Annotated in this window: 27 protein-coding genes; 16 read left to right on the top strand and 11 right to left on the bottom strand. The window is 68.9% G+C overall.

The genetic code is table 11. The features are described 5' to 3' along the window. Nucleotides 1-145 precede the first annotated feature (145 nt). Nucleotides 146-1369 (top strand): serine hydrolase domain-containing protein, encoded by a 1224-nt coding sequence (locus tag AAN986_RS01850; protein WP_047218827.1) that lies wholly within the window; start codon nt 146-148, stop codon nt 1367-1369. Between the two features lie 133 nt (nt 1370-1502). Then, the gene (locus AAN986_RS01845; RefSeq protein ID WP_047218828.1) at nt 1503-2669 is read left to right on the top strand and encodes an HPP family protein; all 1167 of its coding nucleotides are present in this window, start codon (nt 1503-1505) and stop codon (nt 2667-2669) included. Between the two features lie 64 nt (nt 2670-2733). Here the strand turns inward: AAN986_RS01845 and serA are convergent, their stop codons facing one another. Beyond that, nucleotides 2734-3963 carry a phosphoglycerate dehydrogenase gene (gene serA / locus AAN986_RS01840; RefSeq protein ID WP_012202286.1) on the bottom strand — a complete coding sequence of 410 codons (1230 nt, stop codon included), beginning with the start codon at nt 3961-3963 and terminating at the stop codon, nt 2734-2736. A 358-nt stretch (nt 3964-4321) separates the two neighbouring features. Between serA and AAN986_RS01835 the strand changes: the two genes are divergently transcribed. The 4 genes from AAN986_RS01835 to AAN986_RS01820 all read left to right on the top strand — a co-directional run bounded on the left by AAN986_RS01835 (nt 4322) and on the right by AAN986_RS01820 (nt 6701). Beyond that, nucleotides 4322-5299 carry a hypothetical protein gene (locus tag AAN986_RS01835; RefSeq protein WP_047218829.1) on the top strand — a complete coding sequence of 326 codons (978 nt, stop codon included), beginning with the start codon at nt 4322-4324 and terminating at the stop codon, nt 5297-5299. Nucleotides 5300-5348: 49 nt separating this feature from the next. After that, nucleotides 5349-5912, top strand: a complete 564-nt coding sequence (locus tag AAN986_RS01830) for a nitroreductase family protein (RefSeq protein WP_047218857.1) — start codon at nt 5349-5351, stop codon at nt 5910-5912. 122 nt (nt 5913-6034) lie between these two features. After that, nucleotides 6035-6271, top strand: coding sequence for a hypothetical protein (locus tag AAN986_RS01825; RefSeq protein ID WP_016448557.1), 237 nt, complete (start codon nt 6035-6037; stop codon nt 6269-6271). 76 nt (nt 6272-6347) lie between these two features. Next, on the top strand, nt 6348-6701 hold the full coding sequence (locus tag AAN986_RS01820) for a hypothetical protein (RefSeq protein ID WP_349335559.1): 354 nt from the start codon (nt 6348-6350) through the stop codon (nt 6699-6701). A 30-nt stretch (nt 6702-6731) separates the two neighbouring features. Here the strand turns inward: AAN986_RS01820 and AAN986_RS01815 are convergent, their stop codons facing one another. The 3 genes from AAN986_RS01815 to pyrE form a co-directional block, all read right to left on the bottom strand. Next, nucleotides 6732-9341 (bottom strand): membrane-bound PQQ-dependent dehydrogenase, glucose/quinate/shikimate family, encoded by a 2610-nt coding sequence (locus tag AAN986_RS01815; protein ID WP_349335558.1) that lies wholly within the window; start codon nt 9339-9341, stop codon nt 6732-6734. Between the two features lie 170 nt (nt 9342-9511). Beyond that, nucleotides 9512-10126: a hypothetical protein gene (locus tag AAN986_RS01810; RefSeq protein WP_016453597.1), complete on the bottom strand. Its 615-nt coding sequence runs from the start codon at nt 10124-10126 to the stop codon at nt 9512-9514. 46 nt (nt 10127-10172) lie between these two features. After that, nucleotides 10173-10874, bottom strand: coding sequence for an orotate phosphoribosyltransferase (gene pyrE / locus AAN986_RS01805; RefSeq protein ID WP_047218831.1), 702 nt, complete (start codon nt 10872-10874; stop codon nt 10173-10175). 10 nt (nt 10875-10884) lie between these two features. Here pyrE and AAN986_RS01800 point away from each other — a divergent pair, with 10 nt between their 5' ends. From AAN986_RS01800 to AAN986_RS01790, 3 genes are all read left to right on the top strand, one after another. After that, nucleotides 10885-11688, top strand: coding sequence for an exodeoxyribonuclease III (locus AAN986_RS01800; protein WP_016448562.1), 804 nt, complete (start codon nt 10885-10887; stop codon nt 11686-11688). Nucleotides 11689-11780: 92 nt separating this feature from the next. Then, the gene (locus AAN986_RS01795) at nt 11781-12056 is read left to right on the top strand and encodes a type II toxin-antitoxin system CcdA family antitoxin (RefSeq protein ID WP_016453599.1); all 276 of its coding nucleotides are present in this window, start codon (nt 11781-11783) and stop codon (nt 12054-12056) included. Then, complete coding sequence (locus AAN986_RS01790; protein WP_016453600.1) at nt 12053-12217, top strand: CcdB family protein; 165 nt, start codon at nt 12053-12055, stop codon at nt 12215-12217. Before AAN986_RS01795 ends, AAN986_RS01790 begins: the two co-directional genes overlap by 4 nt. A 70-nt stretch (nt 12218-12287) precedes the next feature. On the opposite strand, the gene AAN986_RS01785 is transcribed toward AAN986_RS01790, so the two are convergent. The 3 genes from AAN986_RS01785 to AAN986_RS01775 are packed head-to-tail and all read right to left on the bottom strand — an operon-like array spanning nt 12288 to nt 15179. Beyond that, a complete protein-coding gene (locus AAN986_RS01785; protein ID WP_012202277.1) occupies nt 12288-13712 on the bottom strand; it encodes an NAD(P)(+) transhydrogenase (Re/Si-specific) subunit beta in 1425 nt (474 codons plus the stop codon). Next, complete coding sequence (locus AAN986_RS01780; RefSeq protein WP_012202276.1) at nt 13709-14053, bottom strand: NAD(P) transhydrogenase subunit alpha; 345 nt, start codon at nt 14051-14053, stop codon at nt 13709-13711. The genes AAN986_RS01785 and AAN986_RS01780 overlap by 4 nt, the downstream gene beginning before the upstream one ends. Nucleotide 14054: 1 nt before the next feature. Continuing rightward, on the bottom strand, nt 14055-15179 hold the full coding sequence (locus tag AAN986_RS01775) for a Re/Si-specific NAD(P)(+) transhydrogenase subunit alpha (RefSeq protein WP_016453602.1): 1125 nt from the start codon (nt 15177-15179) through the stop codon (nt 14055-14057). 325 nt (nt 15180-15504) lie between these two features. Between AAN986_RS01775 and AAN986_RS01770 the strand changes: the two genes are divergently transcribed. Continuing rightward, entirely contained in the window at nt 15505-15780 is a 276-nt protein-coding gene (locus AAN986_RS01770; protein WP_082145249.1) for a zinc ribbon domain-containing protein, read from the top strand. 86 nt (nt 15781-15866) lie between these two features. Then, entirely contained in the window at nt 15867-16505 is a 639-nt protein-coding gene (locus AAN986_RS01765) for an MBL fold metallo-hydrolase (RefSeq protein WP_349335557.1), read from the top strand. A gap of 13 nt (nt 16506-16518) precedes the next feature. On the opposite strand, the gene AAN986_RS01760 is transcribed toward AAN986_RS01765, so the two are convergent. After that, complete coding sequence (locus AAN986_RS01760) at nt 16519-17205, bottom strand: Crp/Fnr family transcriptional regulator (RefSeq protein ID WP_013800207.1); 687 nt, start codon at nt 17203-17205, stop codon at nt 16519-16521. Between the two features lie 84 nt (nt 17206-17289). On the opposite strand from AAN986_RS01760, the gene AAN986_RS01755 reads away from it, so the two are divergent. From AAN986_RS01755 to AAN986_RS01735, 5 genes are all read left to right on the top strand, one after another. Next, on the top strand, nt 17290-18285 hold the full coding sequence (locus AAN986_RS01755; RefSeq protein WP_016448568.1) for an ABC transporter substrate-binding protein: 996 nt from the start codon (nt 17290-17292) through the stop codon (nt 18283-18285). A 14-nt stretch (nt 18286-18299) separates the two neighbouring features. After that, nucleotides 18300-19097 (top strand): ABC transporter ATP-binding protein, encoded by a 798-nt coding sequence (locus tag AAN986_RS01750; protein ID WP_016448569.1) that lies wholly within the window; start codon nt 18300-18302, stop codon nt 19095-19097. Next, nucleotides 19087-19842 carry an ABC transporter permease gene (locus AAN986_RS01745; protein ID WP_016453606.1) on the top strand — a complete coding sequence of 252 codons (756 nt, stop codon included), beginning with the start codon at nt 19087-19089 and terminating at the stop codon, nt 19840-19842. Before AAN986_RS01750 ends, AAN986_RS01745 begins: the two co-directional genes overlap by 11 nt. 71 nt (nt 19843-19913) lie before the next feature. Further along, the gene (locus tag AAN986_RS01740) at nt 19914-20789 is read left to right on the top strand and encodes a TauD/TfdA family dioxygenase (protein ID WP_016448570.1); all 876 of its coding nucleotides are present in this window, start codon (nt 19914-19916) and stop codon (nt 20787-20789) included. 23 nt (nt 20790-20812) lie between these two features. Then, nucleotides 20813-22270, top strand: coding sequence for an aldehyde dehydrogenase family protein (locus AAN986_RS01735; protein ID WP_349335556.1), 1458 nt, complete (start codon nt 20813-20815; stop codon nt 22268-22270). Nucleotides 22271-22280: 10 nt separating this feature from the next. On the opposite strand, the gene AAN986_RS01730 is transcribed toward AAN986_RS01735, so the two are convergent. From AAN986_RS01730 to AAN986_RS01720, 3 genes are all read right to left on the bottom strand, one after another. Continuing rightward, the gene (locus tag AAN986_RS01730) at nt 22281-23183 is read right to left on the bottom strand and encodes a M48 family metallopeptidase (protein WP_047218837.1); all 903 of its coding nucleotides are present in this window, start codon (nt 23181-23183) and stop codon (nt 22281-22283) included. Nucleotides 23184-23243: 60 nt separating this feature from the next. Beyond that, nucleotides 23244-24215, bottom strand: a complete 972-nt coding sequence (locus tag AAN986_RS01725; RefSeq protein ID WP_047218838.1) for an EamA family transporter — start codon at nt 24213-24215, stop codon at nt 23244-23246. Between the two features lie 72 nt (nt 24216-24287). Further along, the gene (locus AAN986_RS01720; RefSeq protein ID WP_047218839.1) at nt 24288-25016 is read right to left on the bottom strand and encodes a helix-turn-helix domain-containing protein; all 729 of its coding nucleotides are present in this window, start codon (nt 25014-25016) and stop codon (nt 24288-24290) included. Between the last annotated feature and the right edge of the window lie 7 nt (nt 25017-25023).

The following is a 25023-nucleotide window of genomic DNA, read 5'->3' as shown; positions in this document are numbered from 1 at the left end:
TCCACCCGGCCCACCAAGCCCACCAGGCCCGCCCACCGTGGCGGGCTTTTTTTCGTGTGCACGCTCCGCGCCGGCTGTCCCGCACCGAACAGCGCCTGCGCCTGCATGTCTCCAGAATCCCTGCCATCGCACCTGAGGAGACAGCATGACCACCAGCACCGACCGCCTGCACATCCCCGGCCTGCCCTGGGCTGACTCCCCTGAAACCGTGGGCCTGGGCAGCGCGCGCCTGGCGCGCCTGTCGGCCCGGCTGCAGCGCGGCGTGGACACCGGCGAGATCCCGGGCGCCGTGGCCCTGGTGGCACGGCGCGGCAAGCTGGCCTACCTGGAGAGCTTCGGCCTGCTGGACCCCGAGGCCGGCACGGCCATGCGGCCCGATGCCATCTTCCGCATCGCCTCCATGAGCAAGCCCATCACCTCGCTGGCCATCATGATGCTGGCCGAGCAGGGGCGGCTGTCCATCATCGAGCCTGTGGAGCAGTACCTGCCCGAGCTGGCCGCGCTGCGCGTGGGCCTGGAGCGCGCGCCGCTGGCGCGGCCCATCACGCTGCAGGACCTGCTGCGCCACACCTCCGGCATTCCCTATGGATTCGCCGGCACCGAGCACCCCGTCAAGAAGATGTACCTGGATGCGGGCCTGTTCAGCGGCAAGTTCACCAATGCGCAGTTCATCACCAGGCTCGCGCAGCTGCCGCTGGTGGCCCAGCCCGGCGAGACCTGGGAATACGGCATGTCCACCGACGTGCTGGGCCGCGTGGTCGAGGTGGTCAGCGGCCAGACGCTGGCCGCCTTCGTGCGCGAGCACATCACCGGGCCGCTGGGCATGGCCGACACGGGCTTTCATGCGCCCGACAGCGAGATCGCACGCGCCGCGCGGCCCCAGCCCGAAGGGCCGCAGAAACAGATGCCGCCCATCCCCCCGGTCACGCGCGCCATGGTGTTCGAGTCGGGCGGCGGTGGCATGGTCTCGACCATGGCCGACTACGCGCGGCTGTGCCTGTTCTGGCGCAACGGCGGCACGCTGGACGGCGTGCGCCTGGTCTCGCGCAAGACCGTGGAGCTGATGACCTCCAACCACCTGCCCGCCAGCGTGCGCATGGGACCGGACATGGCGTATTTCGGCGCCCAGCTGCCCTCGCCCGACGTGGGCCAGGGCTTCGGCCTGGGCTTTGCGGTGCGCACGGCGCCGGGCCTCAACCCGCTGCCGGGCAGCGTGGGCGACTTTTCATGGAGCGGCATCTACGGCACCTTCTTCTGGATCGATCCGCAGGAGGACCTGTTCGCCATCCTCATGATGCAGTCCATGGCTCAGCGCATTCCCTACCGCTGGGTGATGCGCGAGGGCGTGTACCAGTCCGTGGTGGACTGAGCCGGCAGGCGCGCTGCACCGAAAGGGTGCAAAGCCCATGCTGCCAGCAAGAGCGGCGTCCCTTCCTAAAATGACGCGCTTTTGCAGCCCTGCCCCAGGGCCGCGCAGGCAAAGACAACAAGACAACAAGGCCATGGGCTGGAACAGAAAAGCATGGGGGCCGGTGGTGCCGCGCCCCGCGCCTGCGGACATGTGGCGCGTGGCCATGGGCTCCATCGTGGGCATGGGGCTGGCCACGGCCCTGGTCTGGCTGGCGCATGCGGGCACCTGGGATCTTCCCCTGCGCCTGTTCGCGCCGCTGGGCGCCACGGCCGTGCTGCTGTTCGCCGTGCCCACCAGCCCGCTGGCCCAGCCCTGGTCCTGCGTGGTGGGCAATACGGTGTCTGCGCTCTGGGCCCTGTTCGTACTGCAGTGGAGCCCTCCCCAGCTGGCCCCTGCGCTGGCCGTGGGTGGCGCCATAGGCTGCATGCTGCTGACGCGCTCGCTGCACCCGCCGGGTGGCGCCATGGCCCTGCTGACGGTGCTCAACGCCAAGGCCTCGCTGGCCGCCGGCTGGATGCTGCCCTTCGTGCCCGTGGGCGCGCTGACGCTGGCGCTGGTCCTGGCGGCCACGGCGCTCCACCGCGCCACGGGCCGGCGCTATCCCCACCATGCCGACACGGCGCCCAAGGCCGCGCCCGCCGATGCGGCCCACCGCCATGCCTCGCGCCTGGGCCTGTCCCATGCCGATCTGGAGGGGCTGCTGCTGCGCTTCGGCCAGGAAAACAACCTGGAAGCCGATGACCTGGCCGAGCTGCTGGCCGCCGCCGAGGAAACCGCCATCGAGCACCGCCTGGGCGGCGTGCGCTGCGCCCAGCTGATGACGCGCGATCCCGTGAGCTGCTCCTTGGACGACGACGTGCACGCCGTGGCCGCACGCTTTCGCGCGCACCCGGCCAAGAGCCTGCCGGTGCTGGACGCCGATGGCGGCCTGGCCGGCACGGTCTCCCGTGCCGAGCTGTACGAGTGGCTGTGGATGAGCCCCGTGCGCCCGGCCGAATCTGCGGCAAAACCTTCTTTGCTGAACTGGCTGGGCCAGCGCCTGCCCGGCAAGAGCCGGGCCGTGCCCCGCCTGTCGGAGCTGCCCCAGCTGGTTCATGCGCCTGAACTCAGCGTGGACGAAGACACGCCCGTGGGCCAGTTGCTCAACGCCCTGGCCCGGCACAGCGTGCCCTGCATTCCCGTGATGCGCGAAGGCCGGCTGACCGGCCTGATCACGCGCACGGACCTGATGCGGCTGCTGCTGCAGCCGGGCAGATAGGGCGAGCCGGCAATGCGCCAGTTTCAGGAAGTGCGCCCAAGCGCAGCATCCTGAAACCTGGCCATCAGAACAGCACGCGGCAGCGGATGGTGCCGGGAACCTGGGTCAGTTTCTCGACCGCCAGGCCCGAGGACTGGGCCGCCAGGTCGATCACCACATAGCCCACCTTCTCGTCGGTGCGCAGGTACTGGCCGGCGATGTTGATGCCGTTCTCGGCAAACACCTGGTTGATGGCCGACAGCACGCCGGGCTGGTTGTGGTGCACGTGCAGGATGCGGTTCTGGCCGGGGTGGGCGGGCAGGGCCACTTCGGGGAAGTTCACCGCCGAGGTGGTGGTGCCGTTGTCGCTGTACTTGACCAGCTTCTCGGCCACTTCCAGGCCGATGTTGGCCTGGGCCTCCATGGTGGAGCCGCCCACGTGCGGGGTCAGGATGACGTTGTCCAGGCCGCGCAGGGGCGAGACGAATTCATCCTTGTTGCTGCGCGGCTCGGTGGGGAACACGTCGATGGCGGCGCCCAGCAGCTTGCCGGCCTTCAGGGCCTCGGCCAGCGGCTCGATTTCCACCACGGTGCCGCGCGAGGCATTGATCAGGATGGCGCCGGGCTTCATGGCCGCGATTTCCTTGGCGCCGATCATCCACTGGGTGGAGGGCAGCTCGGGCACGTGCAGGGTGACGATGTCGCTGCCGGCCAGCAGATCGGCCAGCGATGCGGCCTGGCGCGCATTGCCCAGCGGCAGCTTGGTGGACACGTCATGGAACAGCACCTGCATGCCCACCGACTCGGCCATCACCGACAGCTGGGTGCCGATGGAGCCGTAGCCCACGATGCCCAGCGTCTTGCCGCGGATTTCGTAGGAATTCTCGGCGCTCTTGAGCCAGCCGCCGCGGTGGGCGGAGGCGTTCTTGGCGGGCACGCCGCGCAGCAGCAGAATGGCCTCGGCCAGCACCAGCTCGGCCACCGAGCGCGTGTTGGAGTAAGGCGCGTTGAAGACCACCACGCCACGCTCGCGCGCCGCGTCCAGGTCCACCTGGTTGGTGCCGATGCAAAAGCAGCCCACGGCCACGAGCTTTTGCGCGGCGGCGAACACGTCGGCCGTCAGCTGCGTGCGCGAACGGATGCCGACGAAGTGCACGTCGGCGATCTTGCGCTTGAGCTCCTCGCCTTCCAGCGCGCCCGTCACGGTCTCCACATTGGTGTAGCCCGCGTTGCGCAGCACTTCGAGTGCGGAAGGATGGATGCCTTCGAGCAGCAGGAACTTGATCTTCGATTTATCCAGCGACGTTTTGGTCATGGGCGAGCCCTCTCTAGTCAGTCAGAAATCAAAGCGAGCATTACAGCGGATTCGGGAAGCCGCTACAGCCGGTAGGCCCAAAGCCAGCGCGCCCGCAAGCGGGAGAACCATGCGCCCTGCGGCCATGAACATCCCGCCATCCGGCAGACACCCATTGCAGGACGGCGCATGCCACGGGAGCACATGCACACTTCGAGTTTGGCGCGAAATGTAAAACATTGAGAACCGGTGCGCGCGTGCGCGGCAGCCTTCCTAGAATTCGCGCGTCTGCGTCCGGTGCTTTCAAATCAATAGCAACAGAACAGGCCTGCAGGCGGGCCGGACGCGCCCTTGTTTTACGAACCAACCGAGGAATCCGATGATTACAAACATGCTGCGCAGGATCGAGGACCTGCTGGTGCAGGTGGTGCGCGTGGTGCTGCTGGTGTTCTCCCTGCTCGTGCTGGTGGGCATGGCACTGTGGACCTGGGAGAGCTTCAGGCCCGGCAAGGCCGAGGCGCCCCAGGCCGTGGCCCAGGAATTGAACTGGAAGGACGCCAGGCCCGACCTGCAGTTCGTCGTGGACGAAACCAGCCGCGATCTGGGCGCGGGCGGCGGCGAACCCGCCATGGAAAAGCGCCTGGCCGATCCGGCGCTGCGCCCCGCCTTCCAGAAGGCCGACGCCCTGGTGCGCGCCTTCGTGAACAAGGATCCTGCGCGGCGCGAGCGCACAGAGCGGGACCACCAGGCCCGGGGCCTGGCACCGCTGCACCCGCTGCTGCAAGGCGACGCCCTGCCGTCCGAGGCCGATGTGCAGCGCCACATCCAGGAGCGCGGCCAGCGCGAAGGCGATGCCGGTGCCGTGGATGCGGCGGCCGACGCAGCGGCGGCCGATGCAGCGGCTGCCGCAGCCGCCTCCGCCGACGAGGAAGACAGCTGGATGGTCGATCCCGTGGATACCGCCGCCGCCATCCATGAGCGTGCCCAGGCCGCCGAGCTGGAACACGGCAAGGGCGCCTATGCGGCCTATGTGCAGGGCCTGCCCGCCGCGCTGGAGCAGGTCTTCGGCAATGCCGCGCTGGAGCCGCGGCTGCAGGCGCAGACGGCCCAGCAGATCCTGTCCACGGTGCTGCTGAACTACACGCTGTCCCTGGACAATGCGGCGCGCGCGCTGCGCGGCGAGGACAGCCACGGCAGCAGCTCCTGGAAGGAACGCTTCGGCGCCGTGGAGACGGCCTTCTGGAGCATGCTGATGTCATTCCTCGTGCTGGTGGTGATGGTGCTGGTCTTCATCCGCATGGAGCGCCACCTGCGCGTGATCAGCCAGCAGCATGGCCAGGCACCGCGCCAGCCCTGAGGCCTTGCGCTATCGTTGCCGCTTTCCTTTCTGCTTGCCGCCTATCCGCATGACACGCAACACCACCACCCCCATCCATCCGCAGTTCCTGGGCCGCATGTCGCCGCGCGCCTTCAGGCCCGAGGCACTGAGCCAGGCCCAGGTCGAGCAGCTGGCCGACGCCGCGCGCTGGGCGCCTTCGGCCAGCAACAAGCAGCCCTGGCACTTTGCCTATGCGCTGCGCGGCGATGCGAACTGGCAGGCCTTCAGCACCATTCCCAACGAGTTCAACCGCCGCTGGTGCCTGGAGGCGGGCGCGCTGATCGTGCTGATGTCCGACCGCCAGGCCTCGCCCGGCAAGCACAGCTTCGACGCAGGCTGCGCCTGGGGCTACCTGGCGCTGGAAGCCCACGCCATGGGCCTGGCCACGCACGCCATGGGCGGCTTCTCGGCCGACGCCGCACGCGAGGTGCTGCGCCTGCCCGAGCACCTGGAGCCCGAGGTGGTGATCGCCGTGGGCTGGCGCGGCGATGCGGCCACCCTGCCCGACGATCTGCGCGAGCGCGAGGTGCCCACGCCGCGCAAGCCGCTGGCCGAAGTGCTGAGCGCCGGCCCCGTGGCCACGGGCGGCTGACGGCGGGTTCCAAGTCCTACGCCGCTTTGCGGGGATGCCCCGGATGGCCGCTCCAGGCCCCGGGGCTACACTGGCCCACAGGCCTGCGGCGCAGCAGGCGTCCATGACCCCAAGGAGTTGCCATGACACCATCCTCCAGCCCCAACCTCGACAAGCTGCGCAACATCGTCCAGAAGTTCGGCGCCAGCTCCTTCACCACGGACCAGGTGGCCAGCGAATACGACGACGCCCCGGCCACGGCGGAAAGCATCGAGCAGTTCGACGCCCTGCTGCAGCGCCATGCAGCCGTGCTGGGCATCCATTCCGTCCCCGGCAGCGGCGGCCAGGGCCACGGCGCCACCGTCTGGCAACCGGCCTGAGCACCGAAACCACGCAGGGCACTGCGCCGCTACACTCGCTGCGGCCGGCACTTTGCCGGCGCGCGGTTTCCTTTTGATGTCCTCACTCTCCCCCCATACCTGGCTGCAGCTGTCCGTGGCAGCCAGTGCCTTGCTGGTGCTCGCCTCCATCGGCTGGGTCTGGCACGGCACGCGCGCCCTGCCCGCGGATTCGCGCGATGGCCGCAGCGCCCGGCGCATGGCGGCCCTGTTCGCCCTGGGCGCCCTGGCCTGGCTGGCCTACTGCCTGTACACGGGCTATGCCGCGCTGTGGAAGGCAGACGCGCTGATGCTGTTCGCCCAGCAAGGCGCGCTGCTGCGCCTGCCGCTGCTGATCGGCGGACTGGCCTGGGTGGCCGCGCTGCTGGTCACGCGCGTGCTGCGCATGCTGGGCCGGGCCGGATCGGCATGAGCCGGCGCAGACCCCCACGGCGCTGAGCGCTCAGGGCGCCGCCACCTCCTTGGGCAGCACATAGGCACGCACGCTGTCGCCAGCCTTGGTGCCGGTCGAACCATGACCACCCGCCACCACCACCAGGTACTGGCGCTGGTCCGTGCCCAGGTAGGTCATGGGCGTGGCCTGGCCGCCTGCGGGCAGGCGGTCCTGCCAGAGCTGGCGGCCGCTGTCCACGTCGTAGGCGCGTACATAGTTGTCCAGAGCCCCCGAGTAGAAGGCCACGTCGCCCGCGGTCACCACCGGGCCGCCAATGCCGGGCACGCCCATGCGAAAGCCCAGCGGCAGCGGGCTCAGGTCGCGCGGCGTGCCGTTGCGGCGCTGCCAGACGATCTGGCCCGTGCGCAGGTCGGCGCCCGCCACAAAGCCCCAGGGCGGCGCCTGGCAGGGAATGCCCAGCGGCGAGACAAAGGGCTTGAGCCGCACCGCAAACGGTGCGCCGAAATTTTCGTTGAGCGCGGGCAGGCCGTCCTTGGGCGGGCCGCCATCCTGCACCAGCAGCGAGGTATCGTCCGCACGCGGCACCAGGGTGGAGACGAAGGCCAGCCGCGTGGGCGTGGCAAACACCACCTGCCGGCGCGGATCCACGGCCACGCCGCCCCAGTTGAAGACGCCGAAGTTGCCCGGATAGATCAGCGAGCCCTGCTCCGAGGGCGGCGTGAAGCGCCCCTCGTAGCGCAGCCGGTGGAAGGCCAGCCGGCACCACAGCTGCTCGAAGGGCGTGGCACCCCACATGTCGCGTTCGGTCAGGGCCGGGGGATTGAAGCTCAGCTGCGAATGCGGCTGCGTGGGCGCCGTGCGGTCGCCGCGTGCCGCGCCCTGCGGCGCAGCCACCTCGGTAACGGGCAGCAGCGGCTGGCCCGTGCGCCGGTCCAGCACGAACAGCTCGCCCTGCTTGGTGGGCTGCACCAGGGCGGGCACGCTGTGGCCGCCGATCTCCAGGTCGATCAGGCTGGGCTGCGAGGGCACGTCGTAGTCCCAGAGATCGTGGTGCACGGTCTGGAACACCCAGCGCACGGCGCCCGTGGCGATGTCCAGCGCTACCACGGAGGACGAATACCGCTCGGCCTCGGCGCTGCGTCTCCCGCCCCATTGGTCGGGCGGCGCATTGCCCATGGGCACGAAGACGAGGCCCAGCGTCTCGTCCACGCTGGAGATGGACCAGCTGTTGGGCGAGCTGGGCACATAGGTCTGCCCTTCGGGCAGCGGCGTGCTGGTCGCTGGCCGGCCCGGGTCCCAGGCCCACAGCAGCGCGCCCGAGCGGATGTCGAAGGCACGGATCACGCCCGAGGGCTCGCGCGTGGAATGGTTGTCCAGCACGGTGCCGCCCACGATGATGCGGTCGCGCGCCACCACCACCGGCGAGGTCGAGTAGTACGAGCCCGGCTTGCGCTCGGGCATGCCCTGCCAGAGGTCGATATGGCCCTGGCCGCCCGCCACGTTGCCGCAGGTCTGGCCGTCGGCGGGATTGAGGGCGACCACCTTGCCGTCGGCCGTGGCCATGAACAGCTTGGCGGTACAGCGGCCATCATCGGAGGAAGGGGCCGGGGAGACCGAGGAAGCCGGATCAGCCTGTGCCGCCTGTACCGCCTGTGCGCCGGCCTTCCGTGCAGCCGGCGCCACCGCCGAATGCGTCTGCCCTGCCGCCGCATCGAACTGCGCGGCCGCCTGCGCCGACTGGTAGGACAGGCCCCGGCAGGTCAGGTGCTGCAGCGCCAGCCCCTTGGGCATGGGCAGGTCGCGCCGCCACAGCTGCTTGCCCGTGGTGGCATCGAGCGCAATCACCGACTGGTGGGGCGTGCACAGGAACAGGCGCTCGCCGATCTTCAGCGGCGTGACCTCGAACGTGGTTTCTTCGGGATCGCCGGGCTTGCCGCGCACATCGCCCGTGCGGAACTCCCAGGCCAATTGCAGCAGCCGCACGTTGTGCGGGCCGATCTGGCGCAGCGGCGAATAGCGCTGGCCCGCTCCGGTGCGGCCGTAGGCATGCCATTCGCCATCGGGCACGGCATCGGTGGCATCGCCCTGCAGCACCGGCGGGCTGCGCAGGCCGCCGGCCTCGGAGGCCACCATGGACATGTTCTGCACGGCCGTGACCTGGCCGTCGGCAGGCAGGTCCGACGCAGCGGCGGCCGCCCCCGCAAACTGGCCCTGGGTTTCATGGGCATCGCGCTGGCGCCCGAAGGACAGGCCCGCAAGAATGGCCGTGCCCAGCACCACCAGCGCCAGCGCCGCATGGGCCGGTGCCAGGCCCCGGTTCTGGCCCATGTCGGGCTCATGGCGCAGCGCACGCACGGACCAGGGCAGCACCAGCAGCAGGCCCATCAACCAGGGCACCCCCAGGCGCCCCGCCAGCGGCCACCAGTCCAGCCCTATCTCCCAGACCGCCCACAGCGCGGTGCCCAGCAGCCACAGCGCAAACAGCCACAGCGCCATGGCCGAACGGCGCGCCATGCCCCACCCCACCACCAGCAGCAGCAGGCCGGCGATCACGTAGTAGCCGCTGCCGCCGGCCAGCAGGAGCTGGGCGCCGCCCCAGGACAGCCAGGCCCCGGCTGCCCACAGCAGCAAGGCCATCAACCAACGCCACACCGTCATGCTGCCTCCCTTGATGTCAGCCCGCAGACTCGATGCGCAAAGCCTAGCCCTGCATGCGGGCGCCGCATGCAGGACGAATTCGACTCAGCAAGCGTGCAACGAGAAGGAGGAAGGAAAGGAGGGGCAGGAAGAAGAAAGAACGCGGCGGCGGGCGCGGCGTTGGGCCTGCCTCAGCGGCGTGCGCTCGCAGCCCACAGCTGGCGCAGCTGCTGCAGCTCGGCATCGAAGCGCTCCTGGATGCGGCGCTTTTCCTGGTCCTGCTGCTGGACGAAGCGCTGCTGCTCCTCCTGCGAGGCCGTGTTCTCGTCGAGCTGGCGGCGCAGCGATGCCGGCGCCTTGGCGGGGTCTTTCCTGTAGAACTCCATCTCGGCATTCAGGGCCGTGCGCCGCGTCTGCAGTTCCTGCTGGCGCTGGCGCGCCACGGAGATGACCTGATCGACCTGGGAGATGGCCTCGGCACGCTCGGCATCGTGGGCGGCCTGGTTGGGGTAGCGCGTGATCAACGCCTTGTCGCGCGAGCGCTCCTCGCGCATGCGGCGCTGCTCTGCCTGGTCGCGGCGGCGCTGGGCGTCCAGTTCGGCGCGTTCGTTGTCGGTCAGCGTGGGGCCCACGCGGCGCAACTCCACGCCGGAGTTGCCCAGCACGCGCTGGTCGCGGTCCACGCATTCGGCAATCGGGCGGTCGGCCGTCAGGCGGCGGCCACGGGCGTCGGTGCATGAATAGATGCCCGGCCCCAGGGGCACATCCTGGGCGAGCACGGCGCAGCCCAGCGTGGCCAAGCCCATGGCACACAGCAAGGATCGTGCATGCATCGCCCGCTTCATCAACCGCTCACCCCTTGTCGTTGACTCCATAACGCTGGCGGTAGGCCAGCACGCGCTCATGGTGGCCGCTGCCTGCGCTGCCACCTTGACTCTCAAGATAAAGCAATAAGTCTGCCAGTTTTGCAATAGTGCAGACCTGCATGCCCAGCTGGTTGCGCACGTACTGCACGGCGCTGTGGGGCACGTCCTGGCCATTTTCCGTGGCCATTTCCTGGCGGTCCAGCGCGATGGCCACGGCATGCGGCGTGGCACCGGCGGCGCGGATGATGGCGATGGACTCGCGCGCGGCCGTGCCGGCGCTCATCACGTCGTCCACGATCAGCACGCGGCCCTTGAGGGGCGCGCCCACCAGGGTGCCGCCCTCGCCGTGGTCCTTGGCTTCCTTGCGGTTGTACGCAAAGGGCTTGTTGATGCCCATGCGGGCCAGCTCCACCGCCACGGTGGCCGCCAGCGGGATGCCCTTGTAGGCCGGGCCGAAGATCATGTCGAACTCGATGCCGCTGGCCGCGATGGCTTTTGCATAGAATTCGGCGAGACGGCCCATCTTGCCGCCGTCATCGAACAGGCCGGCATTGAAGAAGTACGGGCTCATGCGCCCGGCCTTGGTCTTGAACTCGCCGAAACGCAGCACCCCTGCGTCAACGGCGAATTGCACAAATTCCTGCGCCAGACGGCCTGCGTCCTCGGCCTGCAGATTACTCACCACCATGGATTCATCCTTGTTCAAATTGACCAGCCTCAACCTCAACGGCATCCGCTCGGCCTCGACCAAGGGCGTCGAAGCCTGGATCGAGGCCACTGCGCCGGATTGTATTTGCGTGCAGGAAATCAAGGCCCAGGCCGCCGACATGACCGGACGCTTCGAGCTGCTGGCCGGCCTGCGCGGCCACTTCCACTACGCCGAGAAAAAGGGCTACTCGGGCGTGGGCGTCTACAGCCGCCACGAGCCCAGCGACGTCGTGGTCGGCTTCGGCTCGCACGAATTCGACGCCGAAGGCCGCTACGTGGAGGCGCGCTTCGACACGCCATCGCGCAAGCTGTCCATCATCAGCGCCTACTTTCCCAGCGGCAGCTCCGGCGAACTGCGCCAGACGGCCAAGTTCCGCTTCCTGGCCGAAATGCACGCCCACCTGATGCGCATGAAGGGCGAACGCGAGTTCATCCTCTGCGGCGACATCAACATCGCCCACCAGCAGATCGACCTCAAGAACTGGCGCAGCAACCAGAAAAACAGCGGTTTCACGCCCGAGGAACGCGAGTGGATGACAAAATTGTTGAACAAAACTGAGCCGACTGGCGGCCTGGTGGACGTTTATCGCCTGCTCCAGCCCGACACCACCGACACCTGCTACACATGGTGGAGCAACCGCGGCCAGGCCTACGCCAACAACGTGGGATGGCGCCTGGACTACCACCTGGCCACCCCCGCTACCGCCGCGCTGGCCCGCACCGAGAACATCTACAAGGATGTGAAGTTCTCGGACCATGCGCCGGTGACCATCGGCTACGACATGAAGCTGTGAGACGTTCAAGCAGGGCCTTGGGTCGCGGCGGTTTGACTCGTCGCGCTCTCATACAGACACTGTGCGCATGATCTTTATCTGAGGGTTCCGAGATGAAATCCATTGCTGTCTCCAGCGCCAAGCGGCCAATCCATCTCACGATCAATGCAGATCTGGTGACGCAGGCCAAGGCCTATACCGACAATCTCTCGGCCACCATGGAATCCCTGCTGGCCGAATACGTTGCCAGGCAGGAGGGCGCACAGCGTGAGCGCCAACGGCTTGCCGACGCCTGCGCCAGCGACTGGAACGCGGTCAACATCTCGGTGGGTTCGTTCGCAGACGAGCTCTGCTGCCGCGCGGCACTCCAACCGTGGGTGCGAGGATGAATCCCGTGTTTGTCATTGAAGGCGTGCCGGTCGTCCTGCATGCCCAGGACATGGTTTCAGTCGCCCTGGATCAATTGGGTGAAGTGGTGGCCTCACTGGAGCATGAAGGCCAAGCCATCGCCGATGCGCTGGACGAATTGCTGACCCGGTCCGGGGGCTGACCCAAGATCGTTTTCAAGGAGGCCAGGGCTTGGGCCCTGCCCTCCTCGGACTTCAGCCCGGGCGCACGCCTCACTCCAGCGCCTTGCCCATGTCCTCCACCACCTTCTTGGCGTCGCCGAAGACCATCATGGTCTTGTCCATGTAGAAAAGCTCATTGTCCAGGCCCGCATAGCCGGCCGCCATGGAGCGCTTGTTCACGATCACCGTCTTGGCCTTGTAGGCCTCCAGGATGGGCATGCCGTAGATGGGGCTGCCCTTGACGTGCGCGGCGGGGTTCACCACGTCGTTGGCGCCCAGGATGATGGCCACGTCGGCCTGGCCGAACTCGCTGTTGATGTCCTCCATCTCGAAGACCTGGTCGTAGGGGACCTCGGCCTCGGCCAGCAGCACGTTCATGTGGCCGGGCATGCGGCCGGCCACCGGGTGGATGGCGTACTTCACCGTCACGCCGCGCTCGGTGAGCTTGTCGGCCAGCTCCTTGACCGCGTGCTGGGCACGCGCCACGGCCAGGCCGTAGCCGGGCACGATGACCACGGTCTCGGCATTGCCCAGGACGAAGGCCGCATCGTCGGCGCTGCCGCTTTTCACGTTGCGCTGCTGCTGGGAGCCTGCCGCCGCGCTGGTGGCCTCGCCGCCGAAGCCGCCCAGGATCACGCTGAAGAACGAGCGGTTCATGGCCTTGCACATGATGTAGCTCAGGATGGCGCCCGAGCTGCCCACCAGCGAACCCGCAATGATCAGCATGCTGTTGTTCAGCGAGAAGCCGATGCCCGCCGCCGCCCAGCCCGAGTAGCTGTTGAGCATGGACACGACCACCGGCATGTCCGCGCCGCCGATGGGAATGATCAGCAGCACGCCCAGCAGCAGTCCCAGGGCGATGACCAGCACGATGTCCATCCAGCTTTGGCTGTGCCAGAAGCCGAAGACGAAGAAGGCCGCAGCCAGCCCCAGCACGGCGTTGAGCGCATGCTGGCCCTTGAACTGCACGGGCGCGCCCTGGAACAGGCGGAACTTGTACTTGCCGCTGAGCTTGCCGAAGGCGATCACCGAGCCCGTGAAGGTCACGGCGCCGATGAAGGCGCCCAGCGCCAGCTCCACGCGGTTGCCGCCCGGGATGGCGCCGCCCTTGGCCGTGATGGCAAAGGCCCAGGGCTCGGCCACGGCGGCCACGGCGATGAACACCGCCGCCAGGCCGATCATGCTGTGCATGAAGGCCACCAGCTCGGGCATCTTGGTCATCTCCACGCGCTGGGCCATGACCGCACCGGCCGTGCCGCCGACCAGCAGGCCCAGCAGCACCCAGCCCAGCCCCAATGCATTGCCGCCGGCCAGCTGCACGATGAGCGCCGCCGTGGTCAGCACGGCGATCACCATGCCGGCCATGCCGAACAGGTTGCCCCGTATGGACGTGGTGGGATGCGACAGCCCCTTGAGCGCCTGGATGAAGCAGACGCTGGCCACCAGGTAGAGCAACGTGACGAGGTTCATGCTCATGACTGGCCCTCCGCCTTGGCATCCTTGCCGTCCTTGGCCGGAGCGCTCTTGCGCTCTTTCTTGCGGAACATCTCCAGCATGCGCCGCGTGACCAGGAAGCCGCCGAACACGTTGACCGCGGCCAGCGCCACGGCCAGCACGCCCATGGTCTTGCCCAGGCCCGTTTCCGTGAGCGCCGCCGCCAGCATGGCGCCGACGATGACGATGGCCGAGATGGCATTGGTCACCGCCATCAGCGGCGTGTGCAGCGCGGGGGTGACGGTCCACACCACGTGGTAGCCCACGTAGATGGCCAGCACGAAGATGATGAGATGGATGATGGTGGGGGATACGGCTTCCATGTCATTTCCTCCGCTGTGCTGCGAGTTGGCCTTCATGGGCCATCAGGCACGCGGCCACGATGTCGTCCTCCATGTCCACATGCAGGGCGCCATCCTTGTTGATGATGAGCTTGAGAAAATCGAGCACATTGCGTGCATACAGGGCCGAGGCATCGGCCGCCACCAGCGCCGCCAGGTTGGTCAGGCCCACGATGGTCACGCCATGCGTGACCACGGTCATGCCGGCCTGGGTCAGCGGGCAGTTGCCGCCGCGCTCGGCCGCCAGGTCCACGATGACGGCGCCTGGCTTCATGGCCTGCACCATCTCGGCCGTGACCAGCACGGGCGCGGGCCGGCCCGGGATCAGCGCCGTGGTGATGACCACGTCGGCCTGGGCCACGCGCTTGGCGACCTCGGCCTTTTGCCGGTCCAGCCAGCTTTGCGGCATGGGGCGGGCGTAGCCGCCCACGCCTTCGGCGGCCTCCTTTTCCTCGGCCGTCTCGTAGGGCACGTCGATGAACTTCGCGCCCAGCGACTCGACCTGCTCGCGCACGCTGGGCCGCACATCGCTGGCCTCGATCACGGCGCCCAGGCGCTTGGCCGTGGCAATCGCCTGCAGGCCGGCCACGCCCACGCCCAGCACCACGACGCGCGCGGCCTTCACCGTGCCCGCCGCCGTCATCAGCATGGGAAAGAAGCGCTGGTACTGGTTGGCCGCGATCATCACGGCCTTGTAGCCGGCGATATTGGCCTGGCTGGACAGCACGTCCATGCTCTGCGCACGCGTGGTGCGCGGAGCCGCCTCCAGCGCATAGGCCGTGATGCCCGCATCGGCCAGGCGCTGCAGGCCTGCGGGCTGGAAGGGGTCCAGCATGCCGACCAGCGTTGCGCCCTTGCGGACCAGGGGCAGCTCATCCTCCGAAGGAATGCGCACCTTGAGCACAAGATCGGCGCCCAGGGCGCCTGCCGCATCGACGATCTCGGCGCCCGCTGCCTCGAACAAGGCATCGGGCACGCTGGCCGCCACTCCCGCTCCCGACTGCACGCGCAGCACATGGCCTTGCGCACGCAGCTTCTTGACGGTCTCGGGGGTCGCGGCCACCCGGGTTTCTCCTGCCATGGTCTCGGCAGGCACGCCAATCAACATACCGGTTCTCCCTCGCGTGATGCCGGTACCCGCCCTGCGCTGCATTGCGCAGGCGGCGGCCCGGCCCATCCTCGAAAAAATCCTTGCGCGCCTGCATGACGGCAGGCTGGCTTGGCGGCACGGCTAGCTTGTATCACGGCCGCGTGGCGACAGCCACGGGGTCTGCCCGCGAGGATGTCGCCTGTCCGTCACAAGACGCCGGATTGCCGCGAAATGACAGCCACATTAAATGATCGCCATCCACGACCCGGCGCACCGCTGCCGTGTCCCAATGCACCTTTGAGCGACTGCAGCGGCGCAGCCGCGCAGTGCGAAGGAAGGCACCATGGGACTCTTGCAAAGACTGTTCGGACAACACGCGCGCGGCGGCCATCACGGCGGCAATATCGGCGTCCATATCGGCGGGCATCACGCCGGCGGCGCATACCCGCCTGCGGCCGTGGCGGCGGTCTGCCCCGGCTGCCATGCATCGATTGCCTCCAGCTCGCGCTTTTGCCCGCAGTGCGGCGGCGCGGTGCTGCCGCAGGCCTGCAGGAGCTGCAACGCCAGCCATCCGGCCGGCGCGCGGTTCTGCGGGCAATGCGGCCAGCCGACCACCTGACGGCGCAAGCGGAGGCGGCCCTGCGCTGCCATCAGGGGAAGGAGCGGGAATAATGGGCGCTTTCGCCAGAAGCACCCACGCCGCCCATGCTCCAGTACCACACCATCCCCGTCACCGCCTTCCAGCAGAACTGCTCGCTGGTCTGGTGCGACCAGACCATGGAAGCCGCCGTCATCGACCCGGGCGGCGACCTGGAGCAGATCGGCTGGGAGATAGATCGCCTGGGCCTGGCGCTCAAGGCCATCTGGCTCACGCACGCCCACATAGACCACGCGGGCGGCACGCGCGAGCTGGCCGATGCACAGCAGCTGCCCATCATCGGCCCCCATCCCGGAGACCAGTTCTGGATCGATGCCCTGCCCCAGCAGGGCGCCATGTTCGGCTTCCCGCATTCGGCCCCCTTCACGCCCACGCGCTGGCTGCACGATGGCGACACGGTGAGCATCGGCCAGGAAACGCTGCAGGTGCGCCACTGCCCCGGCCATACACCCGGCCACGTGGTGTTCCATGCGCCACAGATCGACCGCGCCTTCGTGGGCGATGTGCTGTTCGCGGGCAGCATCGGCCGCACCGACTTTCCCCAGGGCAACCACCAGCAGCTGATCGACAGCATCGTCCAGCGCCTGTGGCCCATGGGCGACCAGACCGTGTTCATCCCGGGCCACGGCCCCGAAAGCAGCTTCGGCCGCGAGCGCAAGAGCAACCCCTACGTGGGCGGGACCTGAGCCTGCAGCTGCCTCAGCCCAGCACCTCGATCCACCGATAGCCCAGACGCACGCTGCCGCCCGCCTGCAGCTTGCGCAGCTCCTCGTTCACGCGCTGGCGCGAGGCGCCCACCACATGCGACAGATCGCCCTGCGATATGCGCAGCAGGGTGCGGCCACCGGGCAGGGGCTGGCCGTTCTCTGCCGCCAGAACCTGCAAGGTGGCCCAGACCCGGGCATGCAGCGTGTCCTCCGAACTGATGAAGATGGTGTCCAGCAGCCCGTTCACGCGCAGGCTCAGCAGACGCGCCACAGCCAGGCATGCGGGCGCATCGCGCTCCAGGAAGTCCAGCAGCGGCTGGCGCGGCAGAACCAGCACCTCGACATCTCCATCGGCCACCAGGTCCACGGGCACGGGCGCATTGCCCAGCACCGAGCTGATGCCGGTGATCTCCCCGGCCTCCAGCCAGCGCGTCATGCGCTCGGTGCCGCCCACGGTGAAGGCCACGACACGAAAGCGCCCTGACAGCAGCACCAGCGCATGGTCGGCCGCATCGCCGCGCTTTTGCACGAACTGTCCATCGCGGTAGCGGCGCCTGGAGCCTATGGCCCGCAGCCCGCGTGCCGATGCGGCCGGCAATTCGGCCAGCAGGTCCACGCGATAGCGCTCGCTGCGCGCCTGCGCCAAAGAGGTGTTGGGGGAACCGAGCTTGGTGTTCACCCGCCCATTGTCCCTTTCGCGGCAATTGGCGCATAGCACCGTCCTTGTAATCGGCCCCATACCCACACGTATGGAGCCCGCCCCATGATCCGCACCACGCTCGCCCTGGTATCCGCCTTCGTGTTCGCCCTGCTCTCGACCCAGGCAGCCCTTGCACAGACGCCCACGCTGCGCATCCAGGACTACCCCGGCATCGGCAATTTCCTGGTGCGCGTGGCCAACGCGCGGGGACTGTGCGAGAAGCACGGCATACGCTGCGAACTGCGCCCCATCCCGCAAGCGCCGCTGGCGCTGCAGACCTTGCTGGCCGGTGACCTCGAAGTGGCGTTTACGCCGCCAGAGGTGCTGCTCCAGGCGGTCAACAAGGGCGCCGACCTCAAGGTGATCGGCAGCGGCGCCAGCGCGCCGACGTTCTTCCTCATGGCCTCGGCGGCCCTGCCCATGGCGCATGCCGGCCAGGGCTATCCCGCCGTGATGCAGGACTTCAAGGGCCGGCGCATCGGCGTGACGGCGCGCGGCAGCGCGGCCGAGTTCCAGCTCGTGAGCCTGCTGCAGGGCGCCGGCATGAAGGCGGACGACGTCACCATCGTCGCCGTGGGCTCGCCCAACACCGCCTTTCCAGCGATTGCGCAAAGGCAGGTCGATGGCCTGATGCTGTTCTCGCCCATGGACGGCTTTTGCGAGGTCAGCCAGGCCTGCCGCATCGTCGTCGATCCGCGCAGGGGCCAGGGTCCGGCCGATGTGGTGGACACCAACGGCGCCGGCGTGCTGCAGGTGGTGCGCGCCGACTTCCTGCGCAAGAACGCCCAGGCCGTGGAGGGCTTGCGCCGCGCCATGAACGAGGCGGCCGACTATGCCCGCGAACCGGCCCATTTCGATGCATTGCTCAAAGTCGCGCAGGACAGCTTCCGCATCAACACGACCGGCGGCGAACGGATCCTGGAAGTGGCGCTGCGCAACGCCATTCCTTCCATGCAGTTTGCGGTGGACCCCAAGGCCCTGCAGCATGCCGCGCGCTACCTGCAGCGCACGGGGCAGATCAGCCGGCTGATCGACACCGCGCCCCTGCTGGCGCAGTGAAGGGGGCGCGCGCCATGACTTCCAATGGATCGCAACTGCCGCCGCAGGCCATTGCCGCCGACGGCCTGCACCTGAGCTTCGACGGCCGCACGCAGGTGCTGGACAACATTGCGCTGCAGGTGGCCGAGGGCGAATTCGTCTCGCTGGTCGGGCCCAGCGGCTGCGGCAAGACCAGCCTGCTCAACCTCTGCGCGGGCCTGGTGGCCCACACCGGCGCCGGCACGCTGCGCGTGCTGGGCGAGGCACCGCGCCTGGGCAGTTCCCGCGTGGGCTACATGCTGGCGCGCGACAGCCTGCTGCCCTGGTGCACGGCGCTGGAGAACGCCGCCTTCGGCGCGCGCGTGCGCGGCGTCGGCACGGCCGACAGCACGGAGCGCGCACTGCGCATGCTGCAGGAGGTGGGCCTGGCCGACCATGCGCAGGCCCTGCCCAAGGCCTTGTCCCACGGCATGCGCCAGCGCACGGCACTGGCGCGCACCTTTGCGCTGGACGCGCAGCTGCTGCTGATGGACGAGCCCTTCGGCGCCCTGGACGCGCAGACCAAGCTGCAGCTGCAGGACCTGCTGCTGCGCCTGTGCCAGCAGCACCGCCACAGCGTGCTGTTCGTGACCCACGACCTGGCCGAGGCCGTGGCCGTCTCCGACCGCGTGGTGGTGATGTCCTCGCGCCCGGGCCGCATCATCGCCGACCTGCCCATAGACTTGCCGCGCCCGCGCTCCATCCGCGACCTGCAGAAGTCGCCGCGCTTCCATGAACTCTATGCGGCCCTGTGGTCGCAGCTTGAATCGGGATGGGTGCACCATGAAGGCTGACCGTCTGCAATGGCTGGCGCTGCATGCGCTGTTCATCTGTCTCGTGCTGGGACTGGCCGAATGGGCCGCCGCGCGCCGCTGGCTGGACCCCACCTTCTTCGGCCAGCCCAGCGGCGTGGCCGCCTATCTCTGGAACCATGCGGGCACGGCCCGGTTCTGGTCCGACCTGGGCTGGACGCTGGCCGCCGTGGGCTGCTCCTTCGTGCTGGGCAGCGTGGCCGCCTTCGCCACCGGACTGGTCTTCGTGCGCTGGCCGGCCGTCGAGCGCTTTGCGGAGCCCTACTTCAACGCGCTGAACGTGATGCCGCGCATCGCGCTGGCGCCGCTGTTCATCCTGTGGTTCGGGCTGGGGCTGGGCAGCAAGATCGCCGTGGGCTGCTCGCTGACCTTCTTCATCGTGCTGTCGGCCACGGTGGCAGGCATGCGGGGCGTCAGCCAGGACCACGTCACGCTGTGCCGCACCCTGGGCGCCAGCGCCGCCACCACCTTCTTCGAGGTCACGCTGCCCGGCGCCGTCCCGGTGATCTTCTCGGGCCTGCGCCTGGGATTGATCTATGCCCTGCTGGGCGTGGTGGGCACCGAGATCATCGCCAGCGAAAAGGGCCTGGGCCAGACCCTGGCCTACCTGGGCTCCACCTTCGACATCAATGGCGTCATGGCGCTGCTGCTGGTGCTGGCCCTGCTGGGCGTGGGCATGGTGCGCTTCATGTCCTGGGCCGAGAGGCGGCTGCTGCACTGGCAGTGAGCCCGCCAGCCCTCTCTCCCCACCTTCCTTCCTCTTCCTCCCCTTCCATCCGTTCCTCCAAGGAGTACCCCATGGCCAATGCCGCCCCCATGCAGCTGATCGACATCGACGCCCGCTACCACCACATCCGCCCCGTGCCGCGCATGCCCAACTTCGCGGCCTGGATCGAGGGCGTGGACCTGACCCGGCCCCTGTCCCCCGAGGTGCAGGCGGAACTGCGACAGGCCCTGTACGACTTCGAGGTCATCTTCTTCCGGCCCCAGGCCATCACGGCCGAGCAGCATGTGGCGCTGGCGCAGGTGTTCGGCCCGCTGTCCAAGGGCTCGTACTTCGAGCGCAAGAGCGGCATGCCCGACGTGGAGATGATCATCTCCGACAAGGACCGCCCGCCCGCCATAGACAACTGGCACACCGACATCAGCTGGAAGCAGCAGCCGCCGCTGGGCACCGTGATCCAGATCGTGACCACGCCGCCGGCCGGCGGCAACACCTGCTGGACCAGCACCAGCAAGGCCTATGACTGGCTCTCGCCCGGCATGCAGCAGTACCTGGAAGGCCTGCAGGCAGTCCATACCTGGGAGGAATCGGGCTTCCGGGAATACCTGGGCCGCAAGGGCGAGGAGGCGCTGTTCGAGGCGCTGCGCCAGTTCAAGCCGGTGACGCATCCCGTGGTGCGCACCAACCCCGATTCAGGCCGCAAGTGCATCTTCGTCAATGCCGATTTCACGCGCCACATCACGGGCGTGGACCGGCACGAGGCGCGCGGCGTGCTCGCCTTCCTGCTGGACTGGCTGAAGAAGCCGGAGTTCATGGTGCATCATCAATGGGACGCGGGCGGCATCGCCATCTGGGACAACCGCAGCACGCAGCACTATGCTGTGGCCGACTACTGGCCCCACTACCGCGTGAACCAGCGCGTCACCTTCGACACCCCTTCCACCCAATGACAACGAGACACGGAGACAGCTTCATGAGCACGCAAGAGCACCTGCAGTTCTATATCGACGGCCAATGGGTTCCCCCGGCCGTGCCGCGCACGCTGGATGTGATCAATCCGTCCACCGAGGAGGTGGCGGCCCGCATCAGCATGGGCTCGGCCGCCGATGTCGATGCAGCCGTGGCCGCCGCACGCCGCGCGTTCGACGGCTTCTCGCAAACCACGCGCGACGAGCGGCTGGCCCTGCTGGACAAGGTGCTGGCGGTCTACATGCGCCGCATCGACGAGGTGGCGCAGACCATCTCGCTGGAGATGGGCGCGCCGCTGTGGCTGTCACGCGCGGCCCAGGCCACGGTGGGCGCGGGGCACCTGAAGCAGACCCTGCAGGTGCTCAGGGAATTCGAGTTCGAGAGCGTGCGCGGCACCACCGGCATCGTGCATGAGCCCGTGGGCGTGGTGGGCATGATCACGCCCTGGAACTGGCCCATCAACCAGATCATGTGCAAGGTGGCACCGGCCCTGGCGGCGGGCTGCACCATGGTGCTCAAGCCCTCGGAGATCGCGCCGCTCAATGCCATCCTGGTGGCCGAGATCCTGCACGAAGCGGGCGTGCCGGCCGGCGTGTTCAACCTGGTCAACGGCGACGGCCCCTCGGTGGGCGAGGCCATGTCCGTGCACCCCGGCATCGACATGATGACCTTCACCGGCTCCACGCGCGCGGGCATTGCCGTGGCCAAGGCCTCGGCCGATACCGTCAAGCGCGTGACGCAGGAGCTGGGCGGCAAGTCGGCCAACATCGTGCTGGACGATGCCGACATCGAAAAGGCTGTGACCCAGGGCGTGAACGCCTGCTTCACCAATTCGGGCCAGAGCTGCAACGCGCCCACGCGCATGTTCGTGCCGCGCGCCCTGCATGCGCGCGCCGTGGCCGCGGCCAAGGCCGCTGCCGAGGGCATGAAGGTGGGCGATGCACTGGCCGACACCGGCACCATGCACATGGGCCCCGTGGTCAGCGAGGCGCAGTTCCGCAAGATCCAGGGCCTGATCGAGGCCGGCATCGCCGAAGGCGCCACCCTGGTGGCCGGCGGCACGGGCCGCCCCGAGGGCCTTGCGCGCGGCTACTTCGTGCGGCCCACGGTGTTTGCCGACGTGCGCAACGACATGACCATTGCGCGCGAGGAGATCTTCGGCCCCGTGCTGGTCATCCTGCCCTACGACACGGAGGAGGAGGCCATCGCCCAGGCCAACGACACGCCCTACGGCCTGTCGGGCTATGTGCAGTCCGGCAGCCTGGAGCGCGCACGCCGCGTGGCCTCGCGCCTGCGCACCGGCATGGTCCACCTCAACGGTGCAGGACCGGACTTCGGCGCGCCGTTCGGTGGCTACAAGCAGTCGGGCACGGGCCGGGAATGGGGCGAGCACGGCTTCAAGGAGTACCTTGAAGTGAAAGCCGTGATGGGCTATCAACCCAAGCAAAAAGCCGCCGCCTGAAGGCGGCTGCCTACCCGCGCCGTGCGGCCTCGTAGAGGCCTTCCACGCGCGGGATGTTGCGCTCCAGCTCGCGGATGCGCTCGGGGCCTGCGGGGTGGGTGGACAGGAATTCCAGGCCGCCGCGGTCGCCCGTGGCCTGGCCCATCTTGCGCCACAGCGAGACCGAGGCCTGGGGGTTGTAGCCGGCGCGCGCGGCCAGCTCCAGGCCCACGAGGTCGGCCTCGCTCTCATCGCCCCGGCTGAATTTCAGCGACAGCAACTGGCCGCCCAGGCGGGCCGCCGCATTGCCCAGGTCGCCCAGGCCCAGCAATTGGGCGCCCAGCGAGATGCCGATGCTGGTGGCCTGGTTCTTGGCCAGCTGCTCGCGCGAGTGCTCGCGCAGCGCATGGGCCATTTCGTGGCCCATGATCATGGCGATCTCGTCGTCGGTCAGCTGCAGCTGGTCGATGATGCCGGTGTAGAAGGCGATCTTGCCGCCCGGCATGCAAAAGGCATTGATCTCCTTGCTGCCGATCAGGTTCACCTCCCAGCGCCAGGCATTGGCGCGCGGATTCCATTGCGCGGTGTAGGGAATCAGCCGCCGGGCGATGGCGCGCAGCCGCAGCAGCTGCGGGTTGCTGTCGCCTGCCAGCGCGCCCTGGGCGCGGGCCTTGGCCAGCAGTTGCTGGTACTGGTCGGTGGCGGCGCCTTCCAGCGTCTCGGCCGGCACCAGCTTGCGCAGGCCCGAGGCACCGCCCACCTGCACCTGGGCCGCCACCGGCGCCGTGGCCAGGCCCAGGGCCGCCGCGCTGCCGGCCAGCAAGAAACCGCGACGCGCGCGCCAGGGCGCGCAGGCACAGCCCCAGGCGGACGGGGCACAGGATTCGGAGGAGAGATGGGATGGCTGCTGCATGCCGCCAAGTCTAGCGGCCATGCATGCCTGCAACATGCGGAGAACAGCGCATCGTGAAGAGCGGCGCCGACCTACAAAGAGTCACGCCATCTGCGCGGCCATCACGGCCCGCTGCGAGCGCATCTCGGCGCCGATCACCAGCATCAGCCCCGCCAGCACGGCCAGCAGCCCCAGCCACGATTGCAGCGGCTGCCGCTCGCCCACGACCCACACCGCCAGCACGAAGGCCGCCACGGGCTCGATCAGGCTCAGCGTCACGCCCGTGGGGCCGGAGATGCTGCGCAGCCCGATGGAAAACAGCATGTGCGCCAGGCCCGACACCACCACGCCCAGGTAGACCACCACCAGCACGGCCGCCAGGCTCCACTGCGGCAGGCCGCTTTGCACCAGCGCAATCGGCACCGCCATGCAGGCTGCCCCGGTGAACACATAGAAATTCACCACGCGCGGCGACATGTGGGTGACCAGGCGCTTGTTGATCAGCGCATAGCCCGCGTACGACAGCCCCGCCAGCAGGCACAGAGCCAGGCCGCTCCAGGACAGCGTGGCGCCGCCCCGGGCCATCACCATGGCCGCGCCTCCCGCCACGCTCACCAGCGTGCCGGCCCACCACAGGGCCGACAGGGGCGCGCGCAGCACCAGCGCCTGCATCAGCCCGGCCCAGATGGGGCCGCTGCCAATGGCCACGGCCGTGCCCACGGCCACGCCCGTGAGCGTCACGCCCTCGTAGAAAAAGATGCTGTAGCCGCCGATTCCCATGGATGCCAGCAGGAACCAGGCCGGGCGCAGTCCCAGGTGCACCGGGTTGGGCAGCAGAGGCTGGACGGGTGCCACGCCCTGCCCGGCCCGCCCGCGCAGCCTCCAATGGGAAACCGCCAGCAGCGCGCCCAGAAACAGGCTGGAGACGGCCAGCTGCGCGGCGCCCACCCAGAACGGCGACAGCCCGCCTGCGCCCAGGCTTTGCGCCGTGCCCGTCGTGCCCCAGAGCACGGCGGCCACTGAAACGAAGGCGATGCCGACGGCGGAGGAAGAAGCGGAAGAGTTGCGAACCATGGCGCCATGTTGCGCCTGGCGCGGCCGGGCACTTGTCGAGAAACGCTCGTAGTCCGCAAGACTGTGAACGGGCTAGCCCCGCAGCTGCCGCGCCGTCACGCCCCGGTCGCGCCGCAGCGCATAGGCCAGCGCGCTGGCCGAGGCATAGCCGCAGCGCAGCGCCGTGGCCTCCAGGGGCAGGCCCCGCGCCAGCCCGCGCTCGGCCGCATCCAGGCGCAGGCCGCGCAGCCAGGCCTGGGGCGGCTGGCCCGCCAGCTCCACGAAGCGCGCGTGAAAGCGCTGGGCGCTCATATGGCACAGGGCGGCCAGCCGGGCCGTGGGCCAGTCCTCGTGCAATGCGGCCTGTACGCTCGTGGTCAGTTGCTGCAGGTCCAGCCCCCGGCGCGCCAGCAGGCCGGGCGCCTGCAGCACCTGGGCCAGCTGCTCTGTGGCCGGGCCTTCCGACTCCCGGCCGCGCAGAGCGGGCGGCACGGAAAAGCGCCGCATCCGGTCCAGCCCCGGGCCGCTGGGCGCATCGATGACGAACACGCGCGAGCGCGGCGCCGCCAGGTAGCCGTGGTCCACGCCGGCCGGGATGAGCATGCCGCTGACGGCGTCCACAAAGGCGCTGCGCCCGCCCACCTCCAGCTCCATGCGGCCCTGCAGCGCATAGAGGATTTGCGCATGGCCGTGGGCATGGGCCTGGTGCTCGCCGCTGTAGCGGCGCACCGAGCTGTGCGGCGCGAAGGCGGTATCGGTGGCATCGGCCGCGCCGTCTTGCGCGGCGGCATCGCTGTGGAGGGAAGAGAGGGTGTAGGCCATGGCGGCA

Origin of the sequence: Delftia sp. DS1230, assembly GCF_040112715.1 — a bacterium.
Taxonomy (GTDB): Bacteria; Pseudomonadota; Gammaproteobacteria; order Burkholderiales; family Burkholderiaceae_C; genus Comamonas; species Comamonas tsuruhatensis.
This window is presented reverse-complemented; position numbering and strand designations above follow the sequence as displayed.